Origin of the sequence: Stenotrophomonas sp. ZAC14D1_NAIMI4_1 (assembly GCF_003086775.1) — a bacterium.
In the GTDB taxonomy this organism is placed as follows: Bacteria; Pseudomonadota; Gammaproteobacteria; order Xanthomonadales; family Xanthomonadaceae; genus Stenotrophomonas.
This window is the reverse complement of record NZ_CP026001.1, coordinates 3,650,796-3,662,796: the sequence shown is the minus strand read 5'-3', so window position 1 is coordinate 3,662,796 and position 12,001 is coordinate 3,650,796. Positions and strand designations below refer to the sequence as shown.

The following is a 12,001-nucleotide window of genomic DNA, read 5'->3' as shown; positions in this document are numbered from 1 at the left end:
GACCCAGTGCCGACCAACGGTCGGCACCCACCACCATCAGCAGCAGGTTCCAACAGGCCGCAGGAATCTGTCGAAGGCGGGGTGGGTCCGGTTGAGGGGGTGTGAGCGGCATGGATGCCGCGACCAAGCCCCCATGGACGGGTTTACGGCGTCCCCTCAACCGGACCCACCCCGCCATCCCACGGAATGCCGGCTTTTGACGTTGCCGTTGCATTGAGCGGGTGCAGGGCTGCAAGCCCTGCCGGGACAAAAAAAACAGGGCCGGACCCCGCCAGGGCCGACCCCCGCCTGGCGCCCTCTGCCAAGCAGCCTCGACTGTACGATGACAACGCACGACAAAGTGCGGCTGGATACATCCCGACATACGCCGACACTGCCCCGGCGAGCCTTGCATGGAACGGGTTCACGGCGCCACCGCAGGGCCTGTTCCACGCCAGTAAACGCTTGGCACATATCGCTTTCGCAGCCCCTTGCCTACACTCGGCGGCCGTGCATCAACCAGGACCTTTCATGTTGGCTCGTATCACTTCGACCCTGGCCCTTGGCCTCAGCCTGGCCGTCCTGGCCGGGTGCGCAGGCAAACAGGAGGCCGCCGCGCGTCGGCAGGGCGAAGCGGTGCCGGTCACCGCCCAGGTCGTGCAGCCCTCGCAGTGGAACGACACGCTGCAGGCGCTGGGGACGGCCAAGGCGCGTGAATCCATCAGCGTTACCGCCAAGGTCAGCGAGATCGTCGACCGCGTGCACTTCGAAAGCGGCCAGCAGGTCGCCGCCGGTGCGCCCATCGTGACCCTGCGCGGGCAGGCCCAGGAGGCGGCGCTGGTGCAGGCGCAGGCGACCTTCCATGAAGCCGACCAGCTCTACAAGCGCCAGCGCGAACTGGCGACCCAGCGCCTGGTCTCCAGCGCCACCCTCGATACCCAGAAGTCGATCCGCGACGCCGCCGAAGCACGCGTGGCGCAGATGCAGGCGGACATCGGCGACCGCCGCGTGCGTGCGCCGTTCGCCGGCGTACTCGGCATCCGCCAGGTCAGCCCGGGCACGCTGCTGACCCCGACCACCGTCATCGCCACCCTGGATGACATCGAACGCATGCACGTCGATTTCCAGGTGCCGGAAGTGGAAATGGCCGCGCTGTCCAACGGCGACAAGGTCAGTGCGACCAGCGTCGCCTGGCCGGGCCGTACCTTCGAAGGCGAAGTGACCACCATCGATGCGCGTGTCGATCCGGCCACCCGCGCGGTGACCGTGCGCGCCGACTTCGCCAACGCCGATCACGCGCTGCGTCCGGGCATGCTGCTGGACGTGCGCCTGTTCCGCCCCGAGCGCCCGGCGCTGGTGGTACCGGAAATCGCCGTGGTGCAGGTCGGCCGCGATACCTTCATGTACCGCATCAAGGCCGACGACACCGTCGAGCGCATTGACGTGACCACCGGTGCGCGTCGTGCCGGCGTGGTCGAGATCCGCCAGGGCCTGCAGGGCGGCGAGCGCATCGTCGTCGATGGCACCGGCAAGCTGCGCGCCGGCCTGAAGGTGGCGGCGACCGACGCCGCGCCGGCCAGCGGCACCGCACCGGCCAAGACGCCGGCACCGGCACCGGCCGAGGGCAACGGCGGATGAAGCTGTCGGATATTTCCATCCAGCGGCCGGTATTTGCCGTGGTGATGAGCCTGCTGCTGGTGGTGCTGGGCATCATGTCCTTCACCCGCCTGACCCTGCGCGAGCTGCCGGCCATCGATCCGCCCATCGTCTCGGTGTCGGTGGATTACACCGGTGCTTCGGCGGCGGTCATCGAAAGCCGCGTGACCCAGGTGCTGGAAGATGCGCTGGCCGGCATCGAAGGCATCGATACGATCAACGCGCGCAGCAGCAATGGCCGCTCGCAGGTCAGCATCGAATTCACCTCCAACCGCGATATCGAAGCGGCCGCCAACGATGTGCGCGATGCGGTCAGCCGCGTGGCCGACCGCATGCCCGAAGAGGCGCGCCCGCCGGAAATCGCCAAGGTCGAGAGTGATGCCGACCCGATCATCTGGTTCAACATGTCCTCCACCACGATGGACACGCTTGAACTGAGCGACTACGCCGACCGCTACGTGGTCGATCGCTTCTCCAGCCTGGATGGCGTGGCCCAGGTCCGCATCGGCGGCCGCCAGCGCTATGCCATGCGCATCTGGCTGGACCGCGACCAGCTGGCCGCCCGCGGCCTGACCACCGGCGATGTGGAAACCGCGCTGCGCAACGAGAACGTGGAGCTGCCGGCCGGCCGCATCGAGTCGACCGACCGCGACTTCACCCTGCGCGTCGAGCGCAACTACGTGAAGCCCGAGGATTTCGCCACCATCCCGCTGGGCAAGGGCAGCGATGGTTACGTGGTGCGCATGGGCGATGTTGCCAAGATCGAACTGGCCTCGGCCGAACGCCGCGCGTACTTCCGCAGCAACGGTGAACCCGGCGTCGGCCTGGGTATCGTCAAGACCTCCACGGCCAACTCGCTGGACGTGGCCCGCGCCGCACGCGCGGAAGCTGAGAAAGTTGCCGCGACGCTGCCCGAGGGCACGCAGATCGTGGTCACCTTCGACAACACCACCTTCATCGAAGCGGCCGTCGATCGCGTCTACGCGACCCTGATCGAAGCGATGCTGCTGGTGCTGGCGGTCATCTGGCTGTTCCTGGGCAGCTTCCGCGCCGCGCTGATTCCAGCGGTGACCGTGCCGGTCTGCCTGGTCGCGGCCTTCATCGCGCTGTACGCCTTCGGCTTCTCGATCAACCTGCTGACCCTGCTGGCGCTGGTGCTGTGCATCGGCCTGGTGGTGGACGATGCGATCGTGGTGGTGGAGAACGTGCAGCGCCGCATCGACCTCGGCGAACCGCCGCTGGTCGCCTCCAAGCGTGGCACCACCCAGGTGGCCTTCGCGGTCATCGCCACCACCGCGGTGCTGGTGGCGGTGTTCCTGCCGGTCGGCTTCCTGGAAGGCAATACCGGCCGCCTGTTCCGCGAGCTGGCGGTGGCGCTGGCCGCCGCAGTGGCCCTGTCGGCGTTCGTCGCGCTGACGCTGACGCCGATGATGGCCTCCAAGCTGCTCAAGCCGCACAGCGGGCACGCGCCGCGCGGCCTGTATGGCGTCATCAACCGCAACCTGGAGCGCCTGGCGTCGGGTTACGGTCGCGTGCTTGACCACCACGTCGACCGCCTGTGGATCTACCTGGTGGTGATGGCGCTGGCACTGGCCGCCAGCTGGGGCCTGCTGAAGATCCTGCCGTCCGAGCTGGCCCCGGCCGAAGACCGTGGCTCCTTCCAGATCATGATCGACGGCCCGGAAGGCGCCGGCTATGACTACACCGTGCAGCAGGTGCAGCAGGTCGAAGCACTGCTGGCGCCGCACGTGGGCGCCGACAAGACCATCGCCCGCGCCAACCCGCGCGTGCCCGGCGGCTTCGGTGCCAGCGAGGAAATGCACACCGGCCGCGTCAGCGTGTTCCTGCAGCCGTGGCGCCAGCGCACCGAGAACACCGTGGACGTGGCCAACGACCTGCAGAAAGAGCTGGACACCCTGCGTGGCGTGCGCGTGCGTACCCAGGTCGGTGGTGGCCTGGTGCGCAGTGGCGGCCAGCCGTTCCAGATCGTGCTGGGTGGCCCGGAATATGCCGAGATCGCGCAGTGGCGTGACCGCATCCTGCTGCGCATGGCCGACAACCCGGGCCTGGTCGGCCCCGATTCGGACTACAAGGAAACCCGTCCGCAGATGCGGGTGAACATCGACCGCCAGCGTGCGGCCGACCTCGGCGTCCCGGTCACCGCGATCGGTTCGGCACTGGAAACCATGATGGGCTCGCGCCGCGTCACCACCTTCGTCGACAACGGCGAGGAGTACGACGTGCTGGTGCAGGCCGGTCGTGATGGCCGCGCCAGCCCGGCCGATCTTGCCGCCATCCGCGTGCGTGCCAACTCCGGCGAACTGGTGCCGCTGTCCAACCTGGTCACCCTCAGCGAAGTGGCCGAGGCTGGCACCCTGAACCGCTTCAACCGCCTGCGCTCGATCACCATCAGCGCCGGCCTGGCCCCCGGCTACCCGCTGGGCGAGGCCATCGCCTGGGCACAGCAGGTCACCCGCGAGGAGCTGCCGCAGTACGCGCAGGTCAACTGGAAGGGCGAGTCGCGCGAATACCAGAGCGCCGGTGGCGCGGTGCTGCTGACCTTCGCCATGGCCCTGCTGGTGGTGTACCTGGTGCTGGCCGCGCAGTTCGAGAGCTTCATCCACCCGCTCACCATCATGCTGACCGTACCGCTGGGCGTGCTCGGCGCGCTGGTCGGGCTGTGGGTCAGTGGCGGTACGGTGAACCTGTTCAGCCAGATTGGCATCGTGATGCTGGTGGGCCTGGCGGCGAAGAACGGCATCCTGATCGTCGAGTTCGCCAACCAGCTGCGCGATGACGGGCGTACCGTGCGCGCGGCCATCATCGAATCGGCGGTGGTGCGCCTGCGCCCGATCCTGATGACCTCGATCGCCACCGTGGTCGGCGCCATCCCGCTGGTGGTGGCCGGCGGCCCGGGTTCGGCCAGCCGTGGCACCATCGGCGTCGTGATCATCTTCGGCGTCACCCTGTCCACGTTCCTGTCGCTGTTCGTGGTGCCGGCGTTCTACGCGCGCCTGGCCCCGTACACGCGTTCGCCCGAAGCGGTGAAGCGCGAACTGGAGAAGCAGGAAGCCGAGTCGCCTTCGGTGGGCGGTCATGCCTGACCCTCGGCTGCAGGGCGAAGGCTTCTGCCTGCGCCCCTGGCGCAGCGACGACCTCGAATCGCTGCTGCGCCATGCCGACGATCCGGAGGTCTCGCGCGGCCTGCGCGACCGCTTCCCGAGCCCCTACACGCGTGCGGACGGCGAGGCCTTCCTGGCCGGCCGCGTGCTTGGCCCCGGCACCCTCAACCTGGCCATCGAGATCGACGGCCAGGCCTGCGGCAGCGTCGGCGCACAACCCGGCACGGCCGAGCGCGGACATACCGCTGAACTGGGGTACTGGCTGGGCCGGGCGTTGTGGGGGCAGGGCGTGATGACCCGCGTGGTGGGCCTGTTCGCGCCGTGGGTGATGGATGAGCTGCGCCTGTTCAGGCTGCAGGCCGAGGTGTTGGATTTCAACGAGGGCTCGGCCCGCGTGCTGCTGGCAAATGGCTTTGCCGAAGAGGGCACGGCCCGCTGCGCCGTCTACAAGCGCGGCGTCCTGCACGACTTGCGGCGCTTCGCCCGGGTACGCACGCAGCTGCCCTGACCGGCCGCCGGGCACGGCCCGGCGCTACCGTGGGGGTGCGCGGTCAATGCCGGTAGCGCCGGGCCATGCCCGGCGGAGAACACGCCTCCGAATCCGGCGCTATCGCAGCGACCTTCGATCAGGGAGAATCGGTCCGGTCCCTTCCAGCCGACGGGACGTCCTTACAACCCGCCGACTGGAGAGAGCGCGCGTGGAAGCAACCGTACATTTCATCAACAGCATCATCTGGAGCAAGGCCCTCATCGTGGTGTGCCTGGGCGCCGGCCTGTATTTCAGCCTGCGCACCCGCTTCATGCAGATCCGCGGTTTCTTCGAGATGTGCCGCCTGACAGTGCAGGGCGAGAAGTCCGAGGCCGGCGTGTCCTCCTTCCAGGCCCTGGCCATGTCGATGGCCGGCCGCATGGGCATCGGCAACATCGCCGGCGTGGCCACCGCCATCGCGTTCGGCGGCCCGGGTGCCATCTTCTGGATGTGGGTGATGGGCTTCCTCGGCGCGTCCACCTCGTACGTGGAATGCACCCTGGCGCAGATCTACAAGACCAAGGATGCCGAGGGCCGCTACCGCGGTGGCCCGGCGTACTACATCGAAAAGGCCATGGGCCTGAAGTGGTATGCGCTGGCCTTCGCCATCGCCACGATCATCGCCGCCGGCTTCCTGATGCCGGGCGTGCAGGCCAATGCCATCGCTGACAGCGTCATCAACGCCTGCCGTGGCACCGCCGTGTGCGGCCCGCTGGATGGCCAGATGCTGGGCATGAGCTCGGTCGAAGCGCTGAAGCTGGGCATCGGCATCGCCGTGGCGCTGCTGCTGGGCGTGGTCATCTTCGGTGGCGTCAAGCGCATCGCCAACTTCGCCGAAGTGGTGGTCCCGTTCATGGCCGCCGCCTTCATCCTGATGGCCATCGTCATCATGGTCATCAACTACGACCGCGTGCCGGAAATGTTCGGCATCATCTTCGACAGCGCCTTCGGCACCCACGCTGCGTTCGGCGCGATGATGGGCCTGGCGGTGGAGTGGGGCATCAAGCGCGGCATCTACGCCAATGAAGCCGGCCAGGGCTCGGGCCCGCACGCCGCCGCGGCCTCCGAGGTTTCGCACCCGGCCAAGCAGGGCTACGTGCAGGCCTTCGCCATCTACTTCGACACCATGATGGTGTGCACTGCCACCGCGTTCCTGATCCTGGCCAGCGGCACCTACAACGTGTACTCGCCTGCAGGCGCCAACGCGCCGCCGATCTTCCAGGGCCTGGCCGGTATTCCCGAAGGCGCCGGCTACGCGCAGGCCGGCGTGGAAGCGGTGCTGCCGGGCTGGGGCGCGGCGTTCGTCTCGATCGCCATCTTCTTCTTCGCCTTCACCACCATCATGGCCTATTACTACATGGCCGAAACCAACCTGACCTACGTCAACCACAACAAGAAGCGCCCGCTGACCGTGCTGGTGCTGCGCCTGGGCATCATCGCCATGGTCGTGTTCGGCGCATTCCATAATGCGACCCTGGCCTGGGCGCTGGGTGACATCGGCGTGGGCCTGATGGCCTGGCTGAACATCATCGCCATCCTCATCGTGCAGAAGCCGGCCATGCTGGCCCTGCGTGACTACGAACGACAGAAGAAGCTGGGCCTGGATCCGACGTTCGACCCTGATGCCCTGGGCATCAAGAACGCCGACTTCTGGCGCCAGCGCAAGCAGGAGAATGTGTAAGTGAACAACCCCTGGAACAACCGCCGCCCGTCCGCCCGTCCGCCACGCGCAACGCCGTTGCCGCGTCCGGAGGTGCCGGCCACGGGTGGTGGCGGTGGCGGCCGTGGCGGCAACGATGAGCTGCGCCTGTTCGGCCTGAACGCCGTGCTGGCCGCCTTCGAAGCGCGCCCGCAGGCGCTGCGCAAGCTGTACCTGCTGGAGGCGCGCATTCCGCGCCTGCAGCCGCTGCTGAAGTGGTGCGTGGCCAACCGCGTGGGGTACCGCGTGGTGGAAGACGGCGACCTGAACAAGCTGGCCGGCACCACCCACCATGAGGGCGTGGTGGCTGACGTGGTGCGTGCGCCGGTGCTGCCGCTGGCGCAGTGGCTGCAGCAGGTGGGCGACGGCCCGGCGCTGGCGCTGTGGCTGGATGGCGTGGGCAACCCGCACAACCTGGGCGCGATCCTGCGCTCGGCCGCGCACTTCGGTGCCAAGGCGCTGCTGCTGCCGGCCGGCAGCACGCTGGCGCTGTCCGGTGCCGCCGCGCGCGTGGCCGAAGGTGGCGCCGAGGCCCTGCCGCTGGTGCAGCTGCCCGGTGACGCAGATGCCATGGCGGCGCTGCGTGCGGCGGGCTTCGGCCTGGCTGCGACCCTGGTCGAGGGCGGCCAGGACGTGTTCCGTGCCGAGTTGCCCGCGCGCCTGGTGTACGTGATGGGTGCCGAGGGCGAGGGCATGGATCGCGCGCTGGCCAGCCAGTGCGACCAGCAGGTCTCCATCCCCGGCAGCGGCGCGGTGGAAAGCCTCAACGTCGCCTCGGCGACGGCGGTGCTGCTGGCGCAGTGGTCCAGCCGTCACGGCTGAGGGCCCGGATCGGGGGCAGAGCCCTCGCCGCAGGCGAGGGCTCTGGCCCCCGTCGATTGCCAGGCATGCTTTACGGCACTGAAAGCGCGCTGGAAATTTGAAACTTTCCTCATAGGTCGGCCATCGCCGGCGACGCAGGGTGGAACTCCATCCCTCGTTGTCCCCGGAGTGGCTGTCATGTCCCATCTGCAACGCACCTTGTCCGTGTCCCTGCTGCTGGCCAGTGCGCTGGCCAGTGCCAGTGCCTGCGCCAACGAACGCAGCCTGGAAAACGTCAATTTCATGGGGCCGTTGATCACCCCCAATCCCGCGGGCCTGCCGCAGGGCCGCTGGTTCCTCGAACCCTACCTGGTCCGCGTCGACAGCAACGCCCACTACGATGCCGACGGCGAGCGCCAGCGCAGCGCGCAGGACAGCGGCGCGTGGGCGGTGGTCATGCCGGTGATGTACGGCTTCAGCGACCGCCTGATGGGCCAGGTGAACCTCAGTGCGTCGCGGGCGGAGTCCGGCACCGGGCACAGTGGCGGCTTCCGTGCCGGCGATACCACCGCCCGCCTGCAGTACCTGCTGCAGGCACCCAGCGCCGATGGCACCCGGCCTGCGGTTTCGCTGGCGGTGTCGCAGCGCTTCAGCACCGGCAGCCACGACCGCATCACCGGCAACCCCCTGGATGCGCAGGGCGATGGCGTGCAGCGCACCACCGTCGCGCTGGGTGTGCAGCAGGTGGTGTGGATGCCGAACGGGAGACCGCTGCGCTGGCGTGGGCAACTGATGGCCGGTCCGGCGCCGGCGCGTACGGCGCTGTCGGGCGCCAGCATCTACGGCACCGAAGCCGGCTTCCAGGGCCACATCGCGCGAGGCTCGGTGCTGGGCCTGTCGGTGGCCGGCGAGTACAGCTTCAACGACCGCTGGGTCGGGGTGATGGAACTTGCCGCCAGCCGCGAGACCGGCCAGCGCCTGATCGGCTTCATGCCCACCGCCGACGGGGGCGGGCGACGCATCGACGAACAGCGCCCGGCCAGCCGCTCGCTGTCGGTGGCGCCGGCGGTGGAGTATCACTTCAGCCCGTCGCTGGGGCTGATTGCCGGCGTCGAGATCACCCTGGCCGGGCGCAATACCGGCCGCGTCATCAGCCCCCAGATCGCCCTGGGCGTGTTCTTCTGAGGGGGCGGCCATGAGCATCGAATCGATCGTCAATGTCCTGCTGGGCATCATCTGGAGCCCCTGGCTGGTCGTGCTCTGCCTGCTGGCCGGCCTGTACTTCAGCGTGCGCACGCGCTTCATCCAGCTGCGCGCGCTGCCTGACATGCTGCGCCTGATGTTCCGCCACGAGCGCTCCGAGGCGGGCGTTTCGCCCTTCCAGGCGCTGTCGTTGTCACTGTCCAGCCGGGTCGGTGTCGGCAACATCGCCGGTGTCGCCATGGCCATCGCCTTCGGCGGCCCGGGGGCCATCTTCTGGATGTGGATCGTGGCCTTCCTCGGCGCCTCCAGTGCCTTCATCGAATCGACGCTGGCGCAGATCTACAAGGAGCGCGATGCCAGCGGCCAGTACCGGGGCGGCCCGGCTTACTACATCGAAAAGGGCCTGGGCCAGCGCTGGTATGCGGTGCTGTTCGCGCTGGTCACCGTGCTGGCGGGGGCGATGCTGGCCGGCACCCAGTCCAATGCCATCACCAGCGCGGTGAACGAGGCCTGGGGCATCCCGGTGGCGGGCACCACGGCGGTGCTGCTGGCTGTCCTTGCGGCGGTGCTGTACGGCGGCGTGCGCCGCATCGCCCGCGTGGCCGAGTGGGTGGTGCCGATCATGGCCGTGGCTTACCTGCTGGTCGCCGCCGTGGTCATGGTCATCAACGTCGACAGGGTTCCCGAGGTTCTCGCGCTGGTGCTGCGCAGTGCGTTCGGCGTGGACGCCGCGTTCGGCGCGATGATCGGCACCGCCATCCAGTGGGGCGTGCGTCGTGGTGTGCTGTCCAACGAGGCGGGCATGGGCAGTGGTGCGCATCCGGCCGCGGCGGCGGAAGTCTCGCATCCGGTCATGCAGGGCCTGGTGCAGTCGTTCTCGGTCTACATCGACACCATGGTGGTGTGCAGCGCAACCGCGTTCCTGATCCTGTCGACCGGGCTGTACAACGTCTACGATCCGGCTGTGAACGGTGTGCCCGACGAGGCGCGCCTGCTGCTCGCCAACCTGCCGGGTGTCGAGGCCGGGCCGCGCTTCGTGCAGCATGCGGTGGAATCGGCGCTGCCGGGTTTCGGCAGGTCGTTCGTCGCGCTGGCGATCCTGCCGTTCGCGTTCACCACGATCCTGGCGCTGTACTACATGGCCGAAACCAATGTCAGCTACCTGTGCCGCGACCGCCCCGGGCGCGCGACGGTCACCGGTTTCCAGCTGCTGTTCCTGGGCGCAACCGGCTACTCGGCGGTCAATACCGCAACGGTGGCCTGGGCGCTGGGTGATATCGGCGTGGGCATGATGAGCTGGTTGAACATCATTGCCATCCTGCTGCTGCAGAAGCCTGCCCTGGCGGCACTGCGCGATTACGAACAGCAGAAGCGGCAGCAGCGTGATCCGTTGTTCAGGCCGCAGGCGATCGGCGTGCGCAATACGCGTGTCTGGGAGCGTTGAACGTAAGCGGGGTCAGAGCCCTCGCCCAAGGCGAGGGGTCTGACCCCGTGACTTCACCGCGTCACTCGTTCGGCGGCGTGGTGGCCTTGGCTTCGCTGCCGAAACTGCCATCGGCGTCGGCCGCCAGGTAGGCGAACACAGTGTAGGCGGCCACGTTCTGCGCCAGTGCCTTCGGGTCGATCTTGTCCAGGGTGTCGTCGGCGGTGTGGTGCAGGTGGAAGTAATCCGAACCATCCTGCGCCAGCCACGCCCACGCGCCGCCCTTGGCGGCCAGCGGGCCGACATCCGGGCCCGGGCCACCCTTGTCGGCCATGTACTCGATGCCCAGCGGCTTCATCACCTCGGCAATCTGCCGGGTAGCGTCGCGCGAGCCTTCCGGGTTCGGCGAGCCGGTGTTGAACGCGTAGATGCGGCCGGCACCGAAATCGCTCTCGGCGGCCAGCTGGTGCAGCGTCACGTCCTTGGCATGTGCCTCGGCGTACGCCTTGCCGCCATACAGGCCCTGTTCTTCGTTGGCGAAGGCGATCACGCGGATGGTGCGCTTGGGGGCCTGCTTGAGCTGGCCGATCAGGTGGCCGGCGGCCATGGTGATGCCCACGCCTGCACCGTCATCCACGGCGCCGGTGCCCAGGTCCCAGGAATCGAGATGACCACCGATCACCACCACTTCCTTCGGCAGCGTACGCCCGGTGATTTCGCCGATCACGTTGTAGGAGGTCGCAGTGCCGTCCCAGCCGCAGTCCAGCGCCACCTTCACTGTGGTGGTGCCACGCGCCACCAGGCGGGCCAACTGGTCGGCATCGGGCACCGAGAGGGCCGCCGACGGCACCGGGGTCAGGCCATCATCGAAGCGGGTGATGCCGGTATGCGGCACGCGGTGCGAATCGGTACCGGCCGAGCGCATGAGGAAACCGACCGCGCCCTTGCGGATCGCCTCGGACGGGCCCTTGCTGCGGATCGCGCCGCCGCGGCCGTAGTCACGGCCGTCGCGGAACGGCAGCATCTGGTAATCGACGAAGGCGATCTTGCCCTTCAGCGAACCTTCCGGTGCCGCCTGCAGCGCGGCGAGGTCGGCAAAACGCACCACCTCGGCCTCGACGCTGCCGCCGGGGCTGCCGCCCAGGGCGGTGATCTGCAGCGGCTGCGGGTTCCTGCCGGTCACTGCGGCATGTTCACTGCGGCGCTCCCACTTGGGGAAAGTCACGGGCTCTTTCCACACCTTGTCGAAGCCGAGTGCCTTGAACTTGGCTTCGGCCCAGGCCACGGCGCGGGCATCGGCTTCGCTGCCGGCGATGCGCGGGCCGATCTCGGTGGTCAGCGATTCCACCACCTTCCAGCCGGTGTCGTCGGCCAGTGCCTGGTCACGCAGCTGCGCAGCGGTGGCCAGCGAGGCCGGGGGCAGGGTGGTGGTGCGCGGCGCCGCGAAGGCCGGCGCGGCCAGCAGGGCGAGGGAGGATGCGATGGCAAGGACGCGGCGACGCATGGACAGCTCCGGGAAGGGAATCAGCCTTGGAGCTTAACAGTCGTTCAGCGCCGCGCATGGGCGGGAGGTCACGGTGGTGGCGAAC

At 68.5% G+C, this 12,001-nt stretch carries 8 protein-coding genes; 7 read left to right on the top strand and 1 reads right to left on the bottom strand.

The annotated features are described in order from the left end of the window. Positions 1-510: 510 nt before the first annotated feature. The 7 genes from C1927_RS16785 to C1927_RS16755 all read left to right on the top strand — a co-directional run bounded on the left by C1927_RS16785 (position 511) and on the right by C1927_RS16755 (position 10,433). Positions 511-1,617: an efflux RND transporter periplasmic adaptor subunit gene (locus tag C1927_RS16785; protein WP_079222979.1), complete on the top strand. Its 1,107-nt coding sequence runs from the start codon at positions 511-513 to the stop codon at positions 1,615-1,617. Continuing rightward, positions 1,614-4,739 (top strand): efflux RND transporter permease subunit, encoded by a 3,126-nt coding sequence (locus C1927_RS16780; RefSeq protein ID WP_108747269.1) that lies wholly within the window; start codon positions 1,614-1,616, stop codon positions 4,737-4,739. The genes C1927_RS16785 and C1927_RS16780 overlap by 4 nt, the downstream gene beginning before the upstream one ends. After that, complete coding sequence (locus tag C1927_RS16775; protein ID WP_108747268.1) at positions 4,732-5,265, top strand: GNAT family protein; 534 nt, start codon at positions 4,732-4,734, stop codon at positions 5,263-5,265. The genes C1927_RS16780 and C1927_RS16775 overlap by 8 nt, the downstream gene beginning before the upstream one ends. A gap of 190 nt (positions 5,266-5,455) precedes the next feature. Then, positions 5,456-6,967, top strand: coding sequence for an alanine/glycine:cation symporter family protein (locus C1927_RS16770; protein ID WP_079222976.1), 1,512 nt, complete (start codon positions 5,456-5,458; stop codon positions 6,965-6,967). After that, positions 6,968-7,807: a TrmH family RNA methyltransferase gene (locus C1927_RS16765; RefSeq protein WP_079222975.1), complete on the top strand. Its 840-nt coding sequence runs from the start codon at positions 6,968-6,970 to the stop codon at positions 7,805-7,807. A gap of 177 nt (positions 7,808-7,984) precedes the next feature. Further along, on the top strand, positions 7,985-8,971 hold the full coding sequence (locus C1927_RS16760) for a hypothetical protein (protein ID WP_108747267.1): 987 nt from the start codon (positions 7,985-7,987) through the stop codon (positions 8,969-8,971). Positions 8,972-8,981: 10 nt separating this feature from the next. Then, complete coding sequence (locus tag C1927_RS16755) at positions 8,982-10,433, top strand: alanine/glycine:cation symporter family protein (RefSeq protein ID WP_108747266.1); 1,452 nt, start codon at positions 8,982-8,984, stop codon at positions 10,431-10,433. A gap of 61 nt (positions 10,434-10,494) precedes the next feature. Here C1927_RS16755 and C1927_RS16750 read toward each other — a convergent pair whose 3' ends face one another. Further along, positions 10,495-11,916 (bottom strand): M28 family peptidase, encoded by a 1,422-nt coding sequence (locus C1927_RS16750; protein ID WP_108747265.1) that lies wholly within the window; start codon positions 11,914-11,916, stop codon positions 10,495-10,497. Positions 11,917-12,001 lie beyond the last annotated feature (85 nt).